Source organism: Sphingopyxis sp. H053, from assembly GCF_001468225.1.
GTDB lineage: Bacteria > Pseudomonadota > Alphaproteobacteria > Sphingomonadales > Sphingomonadaceae > Sphingopyxis.
Genome location: NZ_LNRU01000005.1, coordinates 318,831 through 338,743, shown reverse-complemented (window position 1 = coordinate 338,743; position 19,913 = coordinate 318,831). Strand labels below are relative to the sequence as shown.

Genomic DNA, 19,913 nt, shown 5'->3' with positions numbered 1-19,913 from the left:
AGGGAAGATCGGCGACACCATCCTTTCGTCACCCCGGACTTGATCCGGGGTCCCGCTTAGCGACGGTGAAAAGCGGGACCCCGGATCAAGTCCGGGGTGACGAGGATAATAGATCGGCTTTCCAGCATATCGGGAACGACATATGGCGATGATGGGTCCAGCAGCCGAAAACCCCGACGCCTATATCGCTGCACTGTCGGGCTGGCAGCGCGAACGCTGCGAAATGATGCGCGCGGCGATCCGGCGCGCGGCGCCCTTCGAAGAGACGATCAAATGGACCAACCTCGTCTTCATGGCGAATGGTCCGTGCATCCTGATCCGCGCCGAGGAGCATCGCGTGCTGCTTGGCTTCTGGCGGGGCAAAAGGCTGCGCGACCTCGATCCGCGCATCAAGGCGAGCGGCAAATATGAATTGGGCAATCTGGTGATGACCGAGGCGACCGAGATCACCGCCGATGCGGTGTCGCGCCTCGCCGCCGACGCTTTTCGCCTCAATACCGAATTGGGCAACCCCGCGGCGCGAACATGATGCAGGTGCTGCCGATCGATGTCGTGCTGCCCGATATCATGGCGGCGCTGGTGCTGAAACCCAACGCCGTTGTCGTTGCGCCGCCGGGCGCGGGCAAGACGACGCGCGTTGCGCCCGCGATCCTCGACCAGCCATGGTGCAAGGGCGCGGTGTGGCTGCTCTCGCCGCGCCGGCTCGCGGCGCGCGGCGCGGCCGAGCGGATCGCCGAGGAGATGGGCGAAGCGGTTGGCGGCACGGTCGGCTATGCCACCCGGCTCGACAGCAAGCAATCGGCGGCGACGCGGCTGCTCGTGATGACGCCGGGCCTGTTCCGTAACCGCATCCTCGCCGATCCCGAGCTTCATGGCGTGTCCGCGGTGCTGTTCGACGAAGTTCACGAACGCAGTCTCGACGGCGATTTCGCGCTCGCGCTGGCGATCGACGCGCAGCAGGGGCTGCGCGACGACCTCCGCCTTGTCGCGATGTCGGCGACGCTCGACGGCGTGCGCTTCGGCGCTTTGCTCGGTAATGCGCCGGTGGTGAAGAGCGAGGGCAAGATCTGGCCGCTCGACCTCCGCCATATCGGTCGCCGCGCCGAGGACCGGCTCGAGGCATCGGTGCTCGGCGCGGTGCGGCAGGCGATGGCCGACGAGGCCGAGGGCGACATCCTCGCCTTCCTGCCGGGTGCGGCCGACATCGAACGCGCCGCGACCGCGGTCGAAGAGGCGCGGCTGCCGCTCGCGGTCCACCGCCTGCACGGCCAGATCGACCCGGCGCTGCAACGCAAGGCGCTCGTCCGCGACCCGGATGGGCGGCGCAAGCTGATCCTCGCGACGAGCATCGCCGAAACCAGCCTGACGATCGATGGCGTACGCATCGTCATCGACGCCGGGCTCTCGCGCCGTCCGCGCTTCGACAAGGCCGCGGGCATTGCGCGCCTTGTCACCGAGCGCGCGAGCCAGGCGTCGGCAACCCAGCGCGCCGGGCGTGCGGCGCGGCAAGGGCCGGGCGTTGCGTACCGATTGTGGGAGGCCGCGGCGACCGCGGGCATGCCGCCGTTCGATCCGCCCGAAATCCACGAGAATGACCTGATGCCCGTCGTGCTCGATTGCGCGAGCTGGGGCATCATCGATCCGCGCCAGCTGGGCTGGCTCGACCCGCCGTCGCCCGCCGCGATTTCCGAAGCGAAGACGCGGCTTCAGGCGATCGGCGCGCTGGCCGACGATGGCCGCATCACCAGGCATGGCAAGGCGCTTGCCGCGATCCCGCTGCCGGTACCGCTCGCGCATATGCTGCTCGATGCGGCGCGCGCGGGCGAGGGCGAAATGGCGGGACGGCTTGCGGTGCTGCTCACCGAACCGGGGCTCGGCGGACGCGGGGTCGATGTCGAGGCGCGGCTTGGGCGCTGGCGCGGGCAGCGCAACGAGCGAAGCGAAGGCGCGTGGCGTCTCGCACGGCGTCTTGCGACCATCGGCGAGAAGCTGGCGGCCGGAACCGACGACGTCGAACCGCGATCGATCGGCGGCTGGATCGCGACCGCCTGGCCCGACCGCGTTGCGCGGCAGCGGGCAGGGCAGCGCGGCGAATATCTGAGCGTCGGCGGCCGTGCCTATCGCATCGATGCGGTCGACCCGCTCGCGGGCAGCGAATGGCTCGCGATCGCCGACGCGCAAGGGCATGCTGCGGGCGTACGCATCCTCGCCGCCGCGCCGATCGCGCAGGCCGAGGTCGAGGCACTCTTCGCCGACCGTATCGTTCAGCATTCGGCGAGCAGCTATGACAGCACGAACGACCGCGTCGACCACCGCCGCGAACGGCGCCTTGGCGCGATCGCGCTGACGAGCGGTCAGGCGGGGCGCAGCGAAAATGTCGAGGACGATATCGCGGTGCGGATGGCGGCGGTGCGCAGCAAGGGGCTGGGGCTGATCGGCTGGGGGGCGGCGGCGCAGGCGCTGCGCCAGCGCGCTTCTTACGCGGGGATCGACGGGCTTTCGACCGGCGCGCTCGCCGACAGTCTCGAGCTCTGGCTGGAGCCGCTGCTCGCGGGGTGCCGCGGCCTCCGCGACATTGGCGACCGCAAGCTGACCGACGCGCTGATGGCGACGCTCGACTGGCCGGCGCGTCAGCTGCTCGAAAAACATGCGCCCGCGGATTATGCGACGCCCGTCGGCAGCCGGCATCCGATCGACTATGGCGCCGACGGCGGGCCGACGGTCAGCGTGCGCGTGCAGGAATTGTTCGGGCTCGCGCGCCATCCGACGATCGGCGACCCGCCGGTGCCGCTGATACTCGCGCTGACCTCGCCCGCACACCGGCCGATCCAGACGACGCGCGACCTCGTCTCCTTCTGGAGCGGCAGCTGGCACGATGTGGCGCGCGAGATGCGCGGGCGCTATCCCAAGCACAACTGGCCCGACGATCCGGCGAATGCGCGGCCAAGCCTGATGACCAAAGCGGCGCAGGCGCGGCGCGATGCGCAATAGACCTCTTTTCGTAGGGCTGGGTTGGCGCTAAGGCGGCGGAACAGGCACCAGTTACAGGACACCCCGATGAAAGCGCGTATCTTCCAGAAGCCCAAGAATGCGATGCAGTCGGGGCGTGCCGGGACGCAGCGCTGGATGCTGGAATTTGCCCCCGCCGAGGCGCGCAAGGCCGATCCGCTGATGGGCTGGGCGGGTAGCGGCGACACGCAGCGCCAGCTGCGCCTGGGTTTCGCGAGCCGCGAAGAAGCGGTGGCTTACGCGGAGCGTAACGGCATCGAGGTCGAAGTGACCGCGCCCCCTGTGCGTACGCTCAAGATTCAGGCTTACGCCGACAATTTCCGGTAATCATGTCATCCCAGCGAAAGCTGGGATCGCGGGCGCCATGCCTGGGCGATAGCGGCCCCAGCTTTCGCTGGGGCGACGTTTTTTTCAGGCTTCGGCGTCCGGCTGCAACAATTTGTGCAGGTGGACGACGACATATTTCATTTCGGCATCGTCGACGGTGCGCTGCGCGGCGCTGCGCCACGCCTTTTCGGCCGACTTGTAATCGGGATAGAGGCCGACGACGTCGAGATTGTGCAGGTCGACGAAGTCGAGACCCTGCGGATCGGCGACGCGGCCGCCGAACACGAGATGCAATTTGCTCATGGCTGCTTTCCTTGCGGGCTAGCGCTGGGGAGGGGAGAAGCCGCGCCCCCTACCAGCGCTTTGCCCTTACGGCAAGTGCGGCTCAATCCTCGCCCTTGCGGCCTTTCGGCAGCAGCGAGCCGAGCAGCGCGCCGATCGCGACCGCGCCCGCGACCAAGGCCAGCGGCTGCTTCTCGGCCGCATCCTTCAGCTTGCTGTTCGCGCGCTTGGCCTGCGCCTTGCCCTTTTCATAGACTTCGCCGGCGGCTTCGCGGGCGACGCCGGCCTGTTCGCTTGCCTTGGCTGCGAGGTCTTCGGTCGCGGCGCGGGCGCGGCCATAGCCGTCCTGGATGCGCGCCTTTGCCGCCTCGGCGGTCAGCCGAGCATTTTCGGCGGTTTTCTCCGCAAGTTCACTCGCTTTTGCACGCGTCTCGCGGGCGGTTTCACCGAATGGCTTCATCATCTTCCTCCAATATTTCGATGTCATCCTCGTCCGCCGGTTCATCGGCGGAACGAAAATGATCGGCGACGTCGGTCGCCAGGTCCTGAATCTTTTGCATCAGGCGGGGCGCATGTTCCTTGATCGGTTCGCGTAGCAACCAAGCGAGGCCGGCTGCCGCCGCGATCGCGATCGGCAGCTTGTTGTCGCGAAACTGCTGCTGCACGGCATGCGCGGTGTCGTCGACGGCCTCGCCAATCCGGTATTTGCCGCGATCGACGAGCGCACTGGGCCTCAGCGCCGCGCGCGCTACGTCGAGCCGGCGGTGCAGTTCGCCCCGCTGGAGCATCGAGCGGCGCGCGGCGGCGATTAGGCGATTACGCGTCCGCGGCATCGTCGATCCCCTCGTTCGTCAGGTCGCGGCGGAGCGCGGTACGGATGTCGCCATAGCTGAGCTGCGCGCGCCATCCGGCAAAGCCCGCGATGGCGAGCAGCACCGCGACGACGATCAGTGTCGCAACGAATGGCCCGACATTTGGCGCGAGCGCGAGGATCGCCCCGAACGCAAGTGCAAGCATTGCGATGCCCAAGGCAGTTGCCGCGACCGCGCCCCACGCCGCGGTCCATGACGCGCCGTGTAGTGCCAGTTCGCTGCGGGCCTCAAGCAGCGCCAGTTCCGCCCGTGCCGTCGCCGAGAGATTGTCGACGACATCGCCGACAATCGTTTCGAGCGGAACGGGCGGCGGCGTGACCGGACGTCCGTCCGGCGCATAACCATGACTTATGCCGTCAAAGCTGCGCGCGTCGGGCGCCGGCGGGGTATTCGGATCGGAAGATGCCAATGCCCTGTCAATCGTTCGAGCTGCCCTTGAGCATCCGGGCGAGCACGAAGCCGATCACCGTGGCGGCACCGACGGCGATCGCCGGGTTCTTTTTGACCATGTCGCGCGTCGAGGCGGCGAGCTCGTCGAGATCCTTCTTGTCGAGCGTCGTGGCAAGGCCGGCAACGGTCGTCGCGGCCGAGCGGGCGTAGTCGCCATATTGTTTGCCGAACTTGGTGTCGACGGTGCCGGCGCTGTCTTCGAGCAGCTTGGCGAGGCTGCCGACGGCTTCGGCTGCCTTGTCCTTGCCCTTGTTTGCGGCGTCGCGGGCCTTGGTCGAAGCCTGATTCTTCAGCGTCGTCGCTTCCTGCTTCAGCGAGGCGGCTTTCTTTGACGCTTCGGATTTGATGGTGTCGCGCGTCGCGGCGATCTGGTCGCGGATCGGGTGATCCTTGGCGTTCGCCTTTTTGGCGGCCGGCTTGCGTGCCGGCGCCGCCTTGGTGGCGGCGGCCTTCACGGGCGCCTTGGGACGGGGAGCGGCAACTTTCTTCGTCGCGGGAGTAGCGGCTTTGGCCATCGGCTTTGTCCTCTTCTTCTTATACGGGCGCCGCATCAGCGGGCGTCCCCTTTTGGTCCTGCCTCAATATATAGCAAGGCGGACCGAATGGTTCCATCCCTCCGCAAAATTCCTATGCAGCGGTTGCACTAACGTCACCCTGCCGATAACAGGCGGGCGCCTTTCCCTACGCCCTGTCGACAGGGCTTCAGCAGGACATATTCCATGACCGCCATCATCGACATCCACGGCCGCGAAATCCTCGACAGCCGCGGCAATCCGACCGTTGAAGTCGATGTCCTGCTCGAAGACGGCAGCTTCGGCCGCGCGGCGGTGCCCTCGGGCGCCTCGACCGGCGCGCATGAAGCCGTCGAACTCCGCGATGGCGACAAGAGCCGTTATCTCGGCAAGGGTGTGATCAAGGCGGTCGCCGCGGTCAACGGCGATATCGCCGAGGCGCTGATCGGCCTCGATGCCGAGGACCAGCGCGAACTCGACCAGGCGATGATCGACCTCGACGGCACGCCGAACAAGAGCCGCCTCGGCGCCAATGCGATCCTCGGCGTCAGCCTCGCCGCTGCCAAGGCCGCAGCCGACGCGCGCGGCCTGCCGCTCTATCGCTATGTCGGCGGCGTTTCGGCGCGCACTCTCCCCGTTCCGATGATGAACATCATCAACGGCGGCGAGCATGCCGACAATCCGATCGACGTGCAGGAATTCATGATCATGCCCGTCGGCGCCGGCAGCATCGCCGAAGCCGTGCGCTGGGGCAGCGAGATTTTCCACACGCTGAAAAAGGGGCTGTCGGCCAAGGGCCTCGCGACCGCGGTCGGCGACGAAGGCGGCTTCGCCCCGAACCTCGCCTCGACGCGCGCCGCGCTCGACTTCATCGCGGCATCGGTCGATCAGGCGGGCTTCAAGCTCGGCACCGACGTCGTCCTCGCGCTCGATTGCGCGGCGACCGAATTCTTCAAGAGCGGCAAATATGAGATCAGCGGCGAGGGGCTTTCGCTCAGCCCCGAGCAGATGGCCGAATATCTCGCCGCGCTCGTCGACGATTACCCGATCAAGTCGATCGAGGACGGGATGAGCGAAGATGATTTTGTGGGCTGGAAGGCGCTTACTGATCTGGTCGGTGACAAGTGCCAGCTCGTCGGCGACGACCTGTTCGTCACCAATCCGCTGCGCCTCGAACAGGGGATCAAGGACGGGCTCGCCAACTCGCTGCTCGTCAAGGTCAACCAGATCGGTACGCTGTCCGAAACGCTTGACGCGGTCGATATAGCGCACCGCTCGCGTTACACCGCCGTCATGTCGCACCGTTCGGGCGAGACCGAGGATTCGACGATTGCAGACCTCGCGGTCGCGACCAACTGCGGCCAGATCAAGACCGGCAGCCTCGCGCGTTCGGACCGGCTTGCCAAGTACAACCAGCTGATCCGCATCGAGGAAGAGCTGGGCGACATGGCGCGTTATCCGGGCGCTTCGATTTTCGGGTGAGCGAGCGAAGCGTGCCGGTTCCGTTGGCTCGGCGTTGAGGCGTCAACGCGGATAATCGAGGGTAAGCGGGCTTCCCGGGCGCAACAAATATAAGCCGTCATTCCCGATTTTGACGCGGAAGGTGTCATCGTCTTCCGCTTCGAACAATCCCCCGGCGCCGAGCGGCTTGAGTTGCCGCGGCTCGCGGTCGGGCCGGATCAGCCATAAGGCCGAACCGCGAAGTTCGATCTTCGCGGCGCCATATTGGCCCGCGAAGGCCGAGAGTTCTGTCGGGGTCGGCGCATAACCGGTGCGCTGCGCCGCCAACCGGTCGCGTGCCCAGACAAGAAAATCCTTTTCGATCCCGGCGGGCGTGACCGGCAGCAGCCGGGCGAGGGCGAGGTCATAGGCGGTTTCCAGCGCCTCAGGCGCCGGAACCTCGACGGTCGGGGAAACGCCCGTGCCTTCCCAGTCGCGCTTGCCGATGGGATCCTGCGTATATCCGAGCGGCACCGAGAGTCGGAAGAATGGCGGCACCGCGGTATCGTCCGAAAAATGGGCCGCACCCTCGGTGCGTTCGCCCACCAGTTCACCGAGTTTGAATTGCCCGATCGTATAAGCAAATGCTTCGGCTGCAGAGCGCGAGCGATGGTTGATCAGCACATATAGGGGAATGCCGGTTAGTCGCCCGCTCGGGAGGTTGAGCTGCGATCGGACCTGTACGTCGGCGCTGCCGGGGGTAATCAGGGTGGTCATCAGCGTATCGGGGGCGAAGAAATGGCTCCGCAGATAGTCGAGCGCGTTGGTGTCGCCCCCCTGATTGCTGCGCAGGTCGATGATGATCGCTCGCCCGCCTTTCAAGAAGCGCATCGCGTCGTCATAAGCCCGCGCTGTCTCGGCTTCGTTCCAGAAGAAGCCGACGATCTTCAGATACCGTATATTGCCCGGCAAAAGCCGTGTTTCGACCAGTCCGTGATTGAAGTCGCGCGCATGCTGCGCTTCGAAGGCATTGGATGCCGCGATCGCGGCCTGATCCGGCGGGGCCGTCGCCGCGCGATACCATTCGGGCTCGAACCGTAAATAGAGGTGCGTGTCGTTTGCGACCGTCTGCATGTCCGCGGTAATCAGCGCCGCAAACCGCGTCGGATCGTCGGTCCGATAGCGCGCCTTCGACGAATCGAGCCGTGCCAATATCGCGGGAACGCGTTCGGGATCGATATAGGCCCGGGTTAGCCGGGCCTTGATGGCTTGCAGCGCCGCGTCGCGCGTTGCGGTGGTCAGGATGGGTGCCGTTACCGGTGCCTCTGCTACCGGTTCGGCCGCCGCGACCGGGGAAAAGCACAGGCCCGGGACGAGCATCATTGCTAAAAGCATGGGGCGACCGTGCATATCAATCACTTTCCCGGTTGGTCGTTGGTGGTAAACCGCGCTATCCCAATTATCCAGTGGTCGGCTTTAGTATGAGCAATATATTGCGCAGTCAACGTCATGTATCGGACAGGTCCGATGTGCTTGCCAATGTTGGGAAAAACCTGCGCAGATTGCGCGATGAAAGGGATTTGAGCCAAACCGCCCTGGCCCAGATGTCGGGACTCAGCCGGCGAATGATTTCCGCCATCGAGGGCGGAGAGACGAACGTCAGCCTGTCCAGCATCGATCGACTGGCCGCAGCGATGTCAGTCACGTTTTCCGAGATTGTTCGGCCGCCAGATGCTGCCGATGGCAGGCGGGTGAACAGCCTTGCGTGGCAGGGGAAGGCCGCGGGCAGCGAGGCCAGGTTGCTGGGAACCGCCCCGTCGACGAAGGAGACCGAATTGTGGCTGTGGTCGCTTGGTCCCGGCGACAGCTATCGGTCGGAAGCGCATTCGGAGATAGGTCACGAGATGATTTTTGTTGTCGACGGCCTATTGATAATTGAATTCGGCAATGACGAGTTTCATGTTGCTGGCGGCGATTTCAAGATATTCTCAAGCGCTTCCTCCTGCACATTCATCAACAGACAGCCGACGCCCGTTCGTTTCGTCCGATGCGTGGTCCTCTAGCACCGTCGCGTCGGCCATGGTCCCGCTGATGGTTTTTGAAATGGAAAAGGGTGCAAAACCCGCACCTGGCGCCTTGACGCCGCGAATCAACTCTGATTCAAGGGCCGGAATGACGCAGCGCCACAAATTCCGCAAATCGATGCACCGGGCCGCCGGTCCCGCCATCGCGGTGATGGTGGTGCTGGCGATGATCGGCTACATCATTTTCGGTCCGACCGGCCTGTACGCCTGGGGCGATTACGGCCAGTCGGTCGAGAAGCAGCGCGTCATCCTGAGCGAGCTGACCAAGAAGCAGACCGAGCTGCAGAACCGCGTCAACCTGCTCGACCGTCGCCGTGTCGATCCCGATCTGGCCGAGGAATATGTCCGCGAGAAGCTTGGCGCCTATCACCCCGACGAGGTGATCATTCCGATGGAACCCGACGCGAAGCGCTAAGCCTGTCATCTGCTTTCCCGTCATCCCCGCGAAGGCGGGGATCCCGCTTCCTTTTTTGCGGGCACAGCATCGGCCTCCCTCTTGGTTCGGAAAAGCGGGATTCCCGCCTTCGCGGGAATGACGAGGATGGGGCGTAAGCGCGTCTCTTGCTGCATACGTAAGTTGGCATAGCGCCCGCCCATGGTGGGCGTTGCCAAGTGGCGCGCGGCTCTCCTATAGGGAGCGCTTGCCGTAACGGCTAACTGCAAAGGAACCCGCCTTGGCCAAAGCACCCGCGCGCACCTCCCCCGCGCCAAAAAAGACTGCATCCACCCCGGCCGCCGCGAGCAACCGCGAGCAACCGCGCGATCCCGTTCCCTATGACGCGACGCCCGAAGAGCTGGAAAAATTCTATCGCGAGATGCTGCTCATCCGCCGCTTCGAGGAAAAGGCGGGGCAGCTTTACGGCCTCGGCCTGATCGGCGGTTTCTGTCACCTCTACATCGGGCAGGAAGCCGTGGCGGTCGGCCTCCAGTCGGCGCTCGACGGCGACAAGGACAGCGTGATCACCGGCTACCGCGACCATGGCCACATGCTCGCCTACGGCATCGACCCCAAGGTCATCATGGCTGAGCTGACGGGACGCCAGGCCGGCATCTCGAAAGGCAAGGGCGGCTCGATGCACATGTTCAGCGTCGAGCATAAATTCTATGGCGGCCACGGCATCGTCGGCGCGCAGGTGTCGCTCGGCACGGGCCTCGCCTTCGCGCACAAGTACCGCGGCGACGGCGGCGTGGCGATGGCCTATTTCGGCGACGGCGCATCGAACCAGGGCCAGGTCTATGAAAGCTTCAACATGGCCGAGCTGTGGAAGCTGCCGATCATCTTCGTGATCGAGAACAACCAATATGCGATGGGCACCTCGGTGAACCGCTCGTCGGCCGAGGACCAGCTCTACCGCCGCGGCGAAAGCTTCCGCATCCCTGGCATGCAGGTCGACGGCATGGACGTGCTCGCGGTGCGCGGCGCCGCCGAAGCAGCGCTCGAATGGGTGCGTGCGGGCAAGGGCCCCGTGTTGATGGAGCTCAAGACCTATCGTTACCGCGGTCACTCGATGTCCGACCCCGCCAAATATCGCAGCCGCGAGGAAGTGCAGGCGGTGCGCGACAAGAGCGATTCGATCGAACATCTGAAAAAGCTGATGACCGATGCGGGCATCACCGAAGACAAGTTCAAGGAAATCGACAAGGAGATCCGCGCGATCGTGGCCGAGTCCGCCGACTTTGCGGAAAGTGCGCCCGAACCCGAACTTCATGAACTGTATACCGACGTGCTGGTGGAGCAATATTGAGATGGCCATCGAATTGAAAATGCCGGCACTGTCGCCGACGATGGAAGAAGGCACGCTCGCCAAGTGGCTCGTCAAGGAAGGCGACACGGTGAAGTCGGGCGACATTCTCGCCGAGATCGAAACCGACAAGGCGACAATGGAATTCGAAGCGATCGACGAAGGCACGATCGGCCAGATCCTCGTGGCCGAGGGCACCGACAATGTGAAGGTCGGCACCGTGATCGCGACGATCACCGGCGAGGGCGAGGAAGCGGCCGCACCGGCGCCGGCACCGGCCGCCGCACCTGCCAAAGACGTCGCCCCAGCGGAAGCTGGGGCCGCTGTCGCCAGCGCTCCCACGCCCGCGGTCCCGGCTTCCGCTGGGACAACGGAGAAGGCGGCACCCGCCGAACGCGCATCGGACCCCGCGATCCCCGAAGGCACCGCGATGGTTCGCCTGACCGTCCGCGAAGCTTTGCGCGACGCGATGGCCGAGGAAATGCGGAAGGACGACCGCGTCTTCGTGATGGGCGAGGAAGTCGCCGAATATCAGGGTGCTTACAAGGTCACGCAGGGGCTGCTCGAGGAGTTCGGCGCGCAGCGCGTCGTCGACACCCCGATCACCGAATATGGCTTCGCCGGTCTCGGCGCGGGCGCCGCGATGGGCGGGCTGCGTCCGATCATCGAGTTTATGACCTTCAACTTCGCGATGCAGGCGATCGACCACATCATCAACTCGGCGGCGAAGACCAACTATATGTCGGGCGGCCAGATGCGTTGCCCGATCGTGTTCCGCGGACCGAACGGCGCCGCGGCGCGCGTCGGCGCGCAGCACAGCCAGAATTTCGCGCCCTGGTATGCGAGCGTCCCCGGCCTGATCGTGATCGCGCCTTATGACGCCGCCGATGCCAAGGGGCTGCTGAAGGCCGCGATCCGCACCGAAGACCCCGTCGTCTTCCTCGAAAACGAACTGCTCTATGGCCGCAGCTTCGACGTGCCCGAAGTCGACGATTTCGTCCTGCCGATCGGCAAGGCGCGGATCATGCGGCAGGGCAGCGACGTCACCATCGTCAGCTATTCGATCGGCGTCGGGCTCGCGCTCGAAGCCGCCGACCAGCTCGCGGGCGAGGGCATCGACGCCGAGGTCATTGATCTCCGTACGATCCGTCCGCTCGACACCGCGACCGTGCTCGCCAGCCTCAAGAAGACGAACCACCTCGTCATCGTCGAGGAAGGCTGGCCGGTCTGTTCGATCGCCAGCGAACTCGCGATGGTCGCAATGGAGCATGGCTTCGACGATCTCGACGCGCCCGTGATGCGCGTGTGCAACGAGGATGTGCCGCTGCCCTATGCGCACAATCTCGAAAAGGCCGCGCTGATCGATACGCCGCGCGTCGTCGCGGCCGTGAAGGCGGTCCGCAATCGCGCCTGACGATCCGGAGGCGGCTTTCTATCCCGATATGCGCGATCCGCGCGTGCTGGTCTCCGTACCGCACGCGCGGCGCGCGGCGTTGTCGGCGCTTTGGGGATTGGCCGCGCGGCTGACCAAGCTGTTGCTCGATGCGCGCGAGCCGCTGATCGGGCAGATCAAGCTCGCCTGGTGGCGCGACATGGCGGCGATGATCGCGCGCGATCCGGGCGCCTTGCCGAAGGGCGAGCCGCTGCTCGCCGAACTTCAGGAAACATGGGCGGGGCAGGGCGGCCTCGACGCGCTCGTCGACGCCGCCGAAGCGATGTTGCTCGCCGAGAGCGACGGCGATCGGCGCGCGGCCTCCGAAAGCTTTGGCGGACAGCTTTTCGCGCTGTCCGGCGGCGGCGAAGCTGGCGGACGGCGCTGGGGTTTGGTCTGGGGCGCGGGCGTCGAGGAAGGCGAGACCGAAGCCCGCGATTTGCTCGATCAGGCGAAGGCGCTGGATGCGCCGTCGCTCAGGGTTTTCGGCCGAAACCGGCCGCTTCTGATGCTCGACCGCTGGGCCGGCATGATCGCGAGCCACGACGGCGAGCGGCATTTGCGTAGCGAGGGAATGCTGCTGCTGCGCCTCGGCCTGTTCGGCCGCTGACGATAAAAATGCGCCGGGGGTGGAAATGCCGCGCCCGAACATCTATCTTGTGCGGTACAAAATAGGGTCGCAGGGGACATTATATGTTCAACGGGCTGGTCGCCTATCTCGATTCGATCAAGGCGCGCGATCCGGCGCCGCGGTCGCGTTGGGAAATTCTACTCTATCCGGGTCTTGTGGCGGTCGGCATGCACCGCATCGCGCATTGGCTGTTCGAGGCGCGGCTGTTCTTCCTCGCACGCTTCGTCAATCACCTGTCGCGCTTCCTGACGGCGGTCGACATCCATCCGGGGGCGACGATCGGCCGCCACCTGTTCATCGATCATGGCTTTGGCGTCGTGATCGGCGAGACCGCCGAGATCGGCGATAATGTCTCCATCTATCAGGGCGTGACGCTGGGCGGCACCGACCCCGCGAACGGCATCGGCGGCAAGCGCCATCCGACGCTCGCCGATGACGTGATCGTCGGATCGGGCGCGCAGATTCTTGGCCCCGTCACCGTCAACGCGCGCGCGCGCATCGGCGCGAATGCCGTCGTGACCAAGGACGTGCCCGAAGGCGCGGTGATGGTCGGCATTCCCGCGCGCTCGACCCTGCTCGACGCGACCGAATATGCCCGCGAGTTCGTGCCTTATGGCACGTCGTGCAGCGAGAATTTCGACCCCGCGACGCAGAAGGTCGAATTGCTGCAATGCCAGCTCGACCTGATGCAGAAGCAGCTGAAGGCGTTGCTCGACGAACGCGAGCTCGCGGCCGAGGATGAAGCGCCGCGGCGCAAAGGGAGCCGGACCGGCGCCTGATGGGAACGGTCACGCCTCTGCCGTTCAATAACCGGGCGGCACCGCAGCAGACCGGTTTCGAGCGTCCTGAGCTCATGCGCATCCTGGACCTTTACGGCCGCATGGTCGCCGCAGGGCATTGGCGCGATTATGCGATGGATTTCCACCGCGACGCCGCGATCTTCTCGGCCTTTCGCCGCGCCGCCGAGCGCCCCGAATATCGCATAGAAAAACGCCCCGCCTTGCGGAGCCGGCAGGGCATGTGGGCCCTTGTCTCCGAAGCCGGGGCGATTTTGAAGCGCGGGGACGAGCTGTCGAACGTGCTCGCCCCCGTCGAACGCAAGCTTATGAAGCTGGTTGGAGACTGACCGGACGGATCGTCGCGGGCAGCTGGTTTGCGAGATTGTCGGGCAGGAAGCCGACCACCACCGCCCGCGCATTCTGCCAGAAGGCCGAGAGCAGCAGCAGCGCCGAACCGATCACGAACGCCGTGAGCGCGACATTGAGTTCGACCGCACCGAAGGTGTTGAACAGCTGCGTCATCGCGAACAGCACATAGGCGAGGGCGGAGACGAGCAGGGCGCGGCGGTCGATCGCGAGCGCGATCAGGCCGAACAGGATATAGACGCCGATCACCATCACCGCCGCGGCGCTGCCGATGTCGTCGCCGCGCGTGACGCCGAGCAGGTGGAAGATCGGATGCGCGATCATCGGCGCGGCGAGCAGGTGGAGCCAGAAGGCGACGTCGCTGCGGCGCGTCTGGCGCACGCGGTCGCTGCGGTCCCACCACATGGCGAGCGCGAACACGCCAAGCCCGGCGATCAGCACGAGCACCATCGGCAGCGTGCCGTCGGGGCTGGGCATCCCGGTGATCGCGAGCACGAGCGCGACCGCGGTCGCGGCGAGCGCGGCGGTCCCGGCGGCGACGGTGATCGGCACCATGAAACGCTTCCAGTGCGCCCACGTCGCCGCGGCGGTGACGAGCGCCATCGCGCCGATGAGGATCGCGCCGACGGTTTCGCCGGGGTCGCTGCCAAAGATTGATTCGCCATGTTCGACGAGGAAGCCGACCATCGTCGCGAACACGCCGCCTGCAAAGGCGAGGACGAGGACGATGCTGGGCAGCGCCATCCGGCGTTTGCGGGTGAAATATTCGGCGAGGAACCATGCCGAGCCGGCGACGAAGGCGCCGCCGAGCGCGGTATGGATCGAGGCGCCGATCCAGCCGACCGCGACGAGCAGGATCACCGCCGCGATGCTGACGAAAATATCGTTGAAGCCGGTGATGAGGCGGAATGATTCCTCATCCGCTCCGGGGGCGGCGCGCACCGATGCGATATGCGACCGGAAAGCCAGCGCGGCCTCCGGCGTCAGTACCTTTGCATCGACCGCGGCTTGCAGGTCGGTTTCACTATACATCGGGGTCGTCCTTCTGTCCGATCCCCTTGCCCCGCGATGTTTATGGCATGGCCGTGTTAGTGTGTCAATACAGCGTGGCGGTAGTGAAAGCCGATCCTCCCCGTGCCGCAGGCATGGGGAGGGGGACCGCCGCCGTAGGCGGTGGTGGAGGGGCCGCGACCTTGCGCCAAAGCCCCTCCGTCAGCGGCTGCGCCACTGCCACCTCCCCATCGCTCCGCGACAGGGAGGAAAGATCAGCTTCAGCCCAGCGCCATCAACGCTTTCATGACGTTCATCGACTGCTCGCTGCCCGACTGCGGGACGATTTCGCCATTGCGGTCGATGATCTTCTCCCACGCCGCGGCGACGCCCTCGGGGGTACGCTCGCCCTCGGGCAGCGCGACGCCGGGGGTCATCGTGACATAAGCGGCGTGGAACGCGCCCGCGCCCGCGCCGACGATCATGTTGGTCGGGGCGTCTTCGCTGACCAGATAGAGCGCCGCCGGAACGACATTCTCGGGGGTGAACTTCTCGAACAGCTCGGCGGGGAAGATATCCTCGGTCATGCGCGTGCCGGCGACCGGGGCGATCGTGTTGCAGCGGATGTTATATTTCGCGCCTTCGAGGTGGAGCGTCTTGGTCAGCCCCGCGAGGCCCAGCTTCGCCGCGCCGTAATTGGCCTGGCCGAAATTGCCGTAGAGGCCCGTCGACGACGCGGTCATCAGGATGCGGCCGTACGCCTGTTCGCGCATCAGGTCCCAACACGCCTTGGTGACGTTGGCGCTGCCGCTGACATGCACCTTCAGCACCAGGTCGAAATCGGCGGGCTCCATCTTGGCAAAGCTCTTGTCGCGCAGGATGCCGGCATTGTTGATCAGGACGTGGACACCGCCCCATTCTTCCTTCGCACGTGCGACCATTTCGACCATCTGGTCATATTCGGTAACGCTGCCGCCGTTCGAGATCGCGGTGCCGCCCGCGGCGCGGATTTCCTCGACCACCTGCAGCGCCGCATCCGAATGACCGGTGCCGTCGCGCGATCCGCCGAGGTCGTTGACGACCACCTTTGCCCCGCGCCGCGCGAGTTCGAGCGCATAGGCGCGGCCAAGACCGCCGCCGGCGCCGGTGACAATAGCAACGCGGCCGTCAAATTTGATCGTCATGATGGTCTCCCGGTTAGGGCGGCCTCCCCGAAGAAAGGTTGCCCGAAAAAACTGGAACGTCCTTAGCCGTTCGCTCCTTGCTGGCAAGAGGGAGAGAAAATGCCGGATGAAACAAAAATGTCACGCAAATGACGTGCATATGTCACGCAAGCGTCATAGCAGCGCCCCGAGCTTGTAACCTTTCGCAACGGAGCAAATCCCTCATGCGCCACGCCCTGACCGCCGCTCTGCTGGCGACGTCGATGTTCAGCCTGCCGACCGCCGCCCACGCTCAGGCGATGACCGCCGAGGAAGCGGCGCAGCTGCGCGCCGAGCTCGCGGCGCTGAAGGCCAAAGTCCAGACGCTCGAAACGCGGCTCGATACCGCGACCCCACAGCCGGCACCGGCTCCGGTGCCGCCGCCCGCGCCGCCTTCGGTCACAGCGAAGCCCGCGACCGAGATCAGCTGGAAGGGCGCCCCCGAGATCAAGACCGCTGACGGCTGGAGCTTCAAGCCGCGCGGGCGCGTCCAGCTCGACGTCGCGGGCATCGACGCGCCGGCGGGCGTGACGGGCATCCGCGGCGGCACCGCAACCGAGTTCCGCCGTATCTACCTCGGCGTCGACGGTAAAATCCCGGGCGGCTTTTCGTACCGCGTCGAGGCCGACCTCGCGAACAGTGAGGTCGAACTGACCGATATTTACCTGGCCTATGGCACCGGGCCGCTGTCGATCACCGCGGGTCAGGTCAAGCCTTTCTGGTCGCTCGACGATATGACGAGCGATCTGTTCACCAGCTTCACCGAGCGCGCCGCCTTTATCCAGGCATTCGGTTTCGAACGCCGCGTCGGCCTGTCAGCGCAATATAAGGGCAAGGCGCTGCTGCTGCAGGGCGGGGTGTTCAGCGACAATGCCGCCGACCTCACCGACAGCAACCACAGCCTCAGCGTCGACGGCCGCGTCGTGTTCATGCCGAAGCTTGGCAACGCGCAGCTTCACCTTGCCGCATCGGCCCATTACCGCGACCCCAATGACCCCGCGGCGACGAACCGCTACCGCGCGCGTCCTTTCGTCCACACGACCGACGTGCGGCTGGTCGACACGGGGCTGATCGACATATCGAGCGAGCGCGGCCTCGGCCTCGAGGGCGCGGTGATCGCCGGGCCGTTCCACGCCGCGGGCGAAGCCTATTGGCAGAGCGTCAAGCGCAGCACCGCCGCCGCCGACCCGACCTTCTTCGGCGGCTATGCCGAAGTCGGCATGGTACTGACGGGCGGCGACGCGCGCGGGTACAGGGATGGCGCGTTCGACCGCCTCAAGCCGTCGAAGCCGATCACCGCCGGCGGGATCGGCGCGATCGAGGTCAATGCGCGCTACGACTATCTCGACCTCAACGACGCGGGCGTGCGTGGCGGGCAGCAAAAGACGGCGCTGATCGGGCTCGCCTGGGCGCCTATCGACTATGTCCGGATCACTGCCAACTACGGCAAAGTCTGGCTCGACGACGCGCGCGTCGCCACCGCGACGGGCGACCGCAGCTATTCGGCCGACACGTTCGGGCTGCGCACGCAGATCGATTTCTGATCTGATTGCGGCTTTCGGAAGTGAGCGGACGTTGTTGCTCACTCTTCTTTCGTCATCCCGGACTTGATCCGGGATCCATAGTCGCGCCGTCGTTATGGACCCCGGATCAAGTCCGGGGTGACGAAGAAGGGGAGGGTTGGTTCAAGCCGTTCTCAAATGCCGTTCGTGTCGAGCGAACGGGTTATGGGGATGGGGTCAGCTTCCGGTCGCTAGCGGACTTCCGGGGCTTCTGGTCGGAAAAGGAGCTTGCCGCGAAGCGCAGCAATCTCATCGGACCCGAAGGCATCCGTCGAATCCGGCGATCAGTGTGCGGTGCTGTTCGAAAAGCCGTTCATCACCACCACGCCGCATATGATCAGCGCCATGCCGACCATGGCGGGCGTATCGAGCTTCTGGCCCTGAAACACCCACGCGATCGCCGCGATCAGCACGATCCCGACGCCGGACCAGATCGCATAGGCGATTCCCGTGGGCAAGGTCCGGAGGGTCAGCGAGAGGAAATAGAAGGCCACAATATAGCCGCCGGCGGTAATCAGCGACGGGACGAGCTTCGTGAAGCCTTCCGATTGTTTCATGAAACTGGTCGCAACGACCTCTGCAACGATGGCGATGGCGAGGTAGATATATTGCATGGCGATGCTCCGTCGTCGGTAGCGGCGGGGCGGCAACTGCAATTCCGCGCCACCCGCCGCAAAAGGCTGGTCGACGCCGTGGCGGAGAAGAACCCGCTAAACGGGCGCAGGAGATACCAGCCTGCTACTCTATTCTCGGCACGCCGGACCTATCCGGCCTGACGGTGAGAATCAACCGGGCCGGCGCCGTCCGACGTCAGACGCTCTTGCCCGAATCGAGGGCATAACCCGCCGAGCGCACGGTGCGGATGATGTCGCTCGTGCCGGGCAGGTTGATCGCCTTGCGCAAACGCCGGATATGGACGTCGACGGTACGCAGTTCGATGTCGCTGTCCTGGCCCCACACGCTGTCGAGCAATTGCCCACGCGAAAAGACGCGGCCCGGATGCTCCATGAAGTGGCGGAGCAGGCGGAATTCGGTCGGCCCCATCGCGACGATCTGGCTGTTGCGCACGACCTTGTGCGCGACCGAGTCGAGCTCGATGTCGGCATAGGTCAGCATCTCGCCCGCCAGCGCGGGGCGCAGGCGGCGGAGCACCGCCTGGACGCGCGCAACGAGTTCGCGCGGGCTGAACGGCTTGGTGACATAATCGTCGGCGCCGGTCTCCAGCCCGCGGATACGGTCCTCTTCCTCGCCGCGCGCGGTGAGCATGATGATCGGCACGTTCGCCGACTTGGGGTTACGGCGCAGGCGGCGGCAAACTTCGATCCCGGGCAGGCTTTCGATCATCCAGTCGAGCAGGACGATGTCGGGGACGCGTTCCTCGACGAGGACGAGCGCCTGCTCGCCGTCGGGGGTCTGGCGGACCGAAAAGCCTTCGCGGGCGAAATGCCAGACGATGAGTTCGGCGATCGCCTCGTCATCCTCGATGAGCAGCAGGTCGGGCTGCGGCATCAGCCTTGCTCCTGCTCCGCGGCGCCATCTTCGGGCTGCTCGCCGCGCTCGCGTTCCTCCATATGATCGCCGGTGACGACATAATAGACCATCTCGGCGATGTTCGTCGCATGGTCGCCCATGCGCTCGAGGTTCTTGGCGACGAACAGCAGGTGCGCGCTTTCGGTGATGTACTTGGGATTTTCCATCATGAAGGTAACGAGCGTGCGGAAGATGCTGTTGTAGAAATCGTCGACATTCTTGTCGCGCACCGTCACCCGCACCGCGAGTTCGGCGTCGCGGGCCGCGAAGCTGTCGAGCGCGTCGTGGATCAGTTCGGCGACGATGTTCGACATCGAAATCAGCAGCGGGATCGCCTCGATCGAGCGCGTCTGGTCCATCAGCGCGACGCGCTTGGCGATATTCTTCGCATAGTCGCCGATGCGCTCGACCACCGAGACGATCTTCAATGCCGCGATCATCTCGCGCAGATCGTCGGCCATCGGCGCGCGGAGCGCGATCGTCTGGACCGCGAGCTGTTCGACCTCGGCCTCGAGCGCGTCGATCTTCTTGTCGTCGCGCACGACCTGCGCCGCGAGGTCGAGATCGCCCTTGCTGAGCGAGGTCATCGCCTGGAGCAGCGCCTGTTCGGCGCGGCCGCCCATTTCGCTGATCAGCCCGCGGAGGCGGTTCAGGTCTTCGTCGAAGGCTTTGACCGTATGATCGTTCGTTAGTGCCATCACGC

General features: G+C 65.4%; 23 protein-coding genes. 12 read left to right on the top strand and 11 right to left on the bottom strand.

The features are described 5' to 3' along the window. Positions 1 to 148: 148 nt before the first annotated feature. The 3 genes from ATE70_RS11970 to ATE70_RS11960 all read left to right on the top strand — a co-directional run bounded on the left by ATE70_RS11970 (position 149) and on the right by ATE70_RS11960 (position 3,336). Positions 149 to 529, top strand: a complete 381-nt coding sequence (locus ATE70_RS11970) for a DUF1801 domain-containing protein (RefSeq protein ID WP_231732884.1) — start codon at positions 149 to 151, stop codon at positions 527 to 529. After that, positions 529 to 2,991, top strand: coding sequence for an ATP-dependent helicase HrpB (gene hrpB, locus ATE70_RS11965; RefSeq protein ID WP_058538115.1), 2,463 nt, complete (start codon positions 529 to 531; stop codon positions 2,989 to 2,991). The genes ATE70_RS11970 and hrpB overlap by 1 nt, the downstream gene beginning before the upstream one ends. Before the next feature lie 66 nt (positions 2,992 to 3,057). Beyond that, positions 3,058 to 3,336 carry an ETC complex I subunit gene (locus ATE70_RS11960; protein WP_058538114.1) on the top strand — a complete coding sequence of 93 codons (279 nt, stop codon included), beginning with the start codon at positions 3,058 to 3,060 and terminating at the stop codon, positions 3,334 to 3,336. A gap of 84 nt (positions 3,337 to 3,420) precedes the next feature. On the opposite strand, the gene ATE70_RS11955 is transcribed toward ATE70_RS11960, so the two are convergent. The 5 genes from ATE70_RS11955 to ATE70_RS11935 all read right to left on the bottom strand — a co-directional run bounded on the left by ATE70_RS11955 (position 3,421) and on the right by ATE70_RS11935 (position 5,455). Further along, on the bottom strand, positions 3,421 to 3,639 hold the full coding sequence (locus ATE70_RS11955) for a DUF4170 domain-containing protein (protein WP_058538113.1): 219 nt from the start codon (positions 3,637 to 3,639) through the stop codon (positions 3,421 to 3,423). Positions 3,640 to 3,721: 82 nt separating this feature from the next. Further along, complete coding sequence (locus ATE70_RS11950; RefSeq protein WP_231732634.1) at positions 3,722 to 4,081, bottom strand: hypothetical protein; 360 nt, start codon at positions 4,079 to 4,081, stop codon at positions 3,722 to 3,724. Further along, a complete protein-coding gene (locus ATE70_RS11945) occupies positions 4,062 to 4,451 on the bottom strand; it encodes a hypothetical protein (RefSeq protein WP_058538112.1) in 390 nt (129 codons plus the stop codon). The genes ATE70_RS11950 and ATE70_RS11945 overlap by 20 nt, the downstream gene beginning before the upstream one ends. Next, entirely contained in the window at positions 4,435 to 4,899 is a 465-nt protein-coding gene (locus ATE70_RS11940) for a phage holin family protein (RefSeq protein WP_058538111.1), read from the bottom strand. The genes ATE70_RS11945 and ATE70_RS11940 overlap by 17 nt, the downstream gene beginning before the upstream one ends. Positions 4,900 to 4,906: 7 nt before the next feature. Beyond that, positions 4,907 to 5,455: a hypothetical protein gene (locus ATE70_RS11935; RefSeq protein WP_058538110.1), complete on the bottom strand. Its 549-nt coding sequence runs from the start codon at positions 5,453 to 5,455 to the stop codon at positions 4,907 to 4,909. Between the two features lie 204 nt (positions 5,456 to 5,659). On the opposite strand from ATE70_RS11935, the gene eno reads away from it, so the two are divergent. Then, positions 5,660 to 6,934, top strand: coding sequence for a phosphopyruvate hydratase (gene eno, locus ATE70_RS11930; protein WP_058538109.1), 1,275 nt, complete (start codon positions 5,660 to 5,662; stop codon positions 6,932 to 6,934). A 42-nt stretch (positions 6,935 to 6,976) separates the two neighbouring features. Here eno and ATE70_RS11925 read toward each other — a convergent pair whose 3' ends face one another. After that, positions 6,977 to 8,287 carry a S41 family peptidase gene (locus tag ATE70_RS11925; protein WP_058801049.1) on the bottom strand — a complete coding sequence of 437 codons (1,311 nt, stop codon included), beginning with the start codon at positions 8,285 to 8,287 and terminating at the stop codon, positions 6,977 to 6,979. 86 nt (positions 8,288 to 8,373) lie between these two features. Here ATE70_RS11925 and ATE70_RS11920 point away from each other — a divergent pair, with 86 nt between their 5' ends. The 7 genes from ATE70_RS11920 to ATE70_RS11890 all read left to right on the top strand — a co-directional run bounded on the left by ATE70_RS11920 (position 8,374) and on the right by ATE70_RS11890 (position 13,907). Beyond that, on the top strand, positions 8,374 to 8,955 hold the full coding sequence (locus tag ATE70_RS11920) for a helix-turn-helix domain-containing protein (RefSeq protein ID WP_058538107.1): 582 nt from the start codon (positions 8,374 to 8,376) through the stop codon (positions 8,953 to 8,955). Positions 8,956 to 9,064: 109 nt separating this feature from the next. Then, on the top strand, positions 9,065 to 9,391 hold the full coding sequence (locus ATE70_RS11915) for an FtsB family cell division protein (protein WP_056374132.1): 327 nt from the start codon (positions 9,065 to 9,067) through the stop codon (positions 9,389 to 9,391). Positions 9,392 to 9,650: 259 nt separating this feature from the next. Next, positions 9,651 to 10,721: a pyruvate dehydrogenase (acetyl-transferring) E1 component subunit alpha gene (gene pdhA, locus ATE70_RS11910; protein WP_058538106.1), complete on the top strand. Its 1,071-nt coding sequence runs from the start codon at positions 9,651 to 9,653 to the stop codon at positions 10,719 to 10,721. 1 nt (position 10,722) lies between these two features. Beyond that, positions 10,723 to 12,132, top strand: coding sequence for a pyruvate dehydrogenase complex E1 component subunit beta (locus ATE70_RS11905; RefSeq protein WP_058538105.1), 1,410 nt, complete (start codon positions 10,723 to 10,725; stop codon positions 12,130 to 12,132). Between the two features lie 28 nt (positions 12,133 to 12,160). Further along, positions 12,161 to 12,760 carry a hypothetical protein gene (locus tag ATE70_RS11900; protein ID WP_231732635.1) on the top strand — a complete coding sequence of 200 codons (600 nt, stop codon included), beginning with the start codon at positions 12,161 to 12,163 and terminating at the stop codon, positions 12,758 to 12,760. 83 nt (positions 12,761 to 12,843) lie between these two features. Continuing rightward, positions 12,844 to 13,560: a serine O-acetyltransferase gene (cysE, locus tag ATE70_RS11895; protein ID WP_058538103.1), complete on the top strand. Its 717-nt coding sequence runs from the start codon at positions 12,844 to 12,846 to the stop codon at positions 13,558 to 13,560. Further along, positions 13,560 to 13,907: a DUF2794 domain-containing protein gene (locus ATE70_RS11890; protein WP_058538102.1), complete on the top strand. Its 348-nt coding sequence runs from the start codon at positions 13,560 to 13,562 to the stop codon at positions 13,905 to 13,907. Before cysE ends, ATE70_RS11890 begins: the two co-directional genes overlap by 1 nt. Here the strand turns inward: ATE70_RS11890 and ATE70_RS11885 are convergent. Together ATE70_RS11885 and ATE70_RS11880 are read right to left on the bottom strand one after the other, a co-directional pair. Next, entirely contained in the window at positions 13,885 to 14,958 is a 1,074-nt protein-coding gene (locus ATE70_RS11885) for a hypothetical protein (RefSeq protein ID WP_058538101.1), read from the bottom strand. The genes ATE70_RS11890 and ATE70_RS11885 overlap by 23 nt on opposite strands. A gap of 239 nt (positions 14,959 to 15,197) precedes the next feature. After that, a complete protein-coding gene (locus ATE70_RS11880) occupies positions 15,198 to 16,100 on the bottom strand; it encodes an SDR family oxidoreductase (RefSeq protein WP_058538100.1) in 903 nt (300 codons plus the stop codon). Between the two features lie 203 nt (positions 16,101 to 16,303). Between ATE70_RS11880 and ATE70_RS11875 the strand changes: the two genes are divergently transcribed. Then, positions 16,304 to 17,662 carry an OprO/OprP family phosphate-selective porin gene (locus ATE70_RS11875; protein WP_058538099.1) on the top strand — a complete coding sequence of 453 codons (1,359 nt, stop codon included), beginning with the start codon at positions 16,304 to 16,306 and terminating at the stop codon, positions 17,660 to 17,662. Between the two features lie 302 nt (positions 17,663 to 17,964). On the opposite strand, the gene ATE70_RS11870 is transcribed toward ATE70_RS11875, so the two are convergent. The 3 genes from ATE70_RS11870 to phoU all read right to left on the bottom strand — a co-directional run bounded on the left by ATE70_RS11870 (position 17,965) and on the right by phoU (position 19,908). Continuing rightward, positions 17,965 to 18,294 carry a DMT family transporter gene (locus ATE70_RS11870; RefSeq protein ID WP_197411444.1) on the bottom strand — a complete coding sequence of 110 codons (330 nt, stop codon included), beginning with the start codon at positions 18,292 to 18,294 and terminating at the stop codon, positions 17,965 to 17,967. A 196-nt stretch (positions 18,295 to 18,490) separates the two neighbouring features. Beyond that, positions 18,491 to 19,189: a phosphate regulon transcriptional regulator PhoB gene (phoB, locus tag ATE70_RS11865; protein ID WP_058538098.1), complete on the bottom strand. Its 699-nt coding sequence runs from the start codon at positions 19,187 to 19,189 to the stop codon at positions 18,491 to 18,493. Further along, the gene (phoU, locus tag ATE70_RS11860) at positions 19,189 to 19,908 is read right to left on the bottom strand and encodes a phosphate signaling complex protein PhoU (RefSeq protein ID WP_058538097.1); all 720 of its coding nucleotides are present in this window, start codon (positions 19,906 to 19,908) and stop codon (positions 19,189 to 19,191) included. The genes phoB and phoU overlap by 1 nt, the downstream gene beginning before the upstream one ends. Between the last annotated feature and the right edge of the window lie 5 nt (positions 19,909 to 19,913).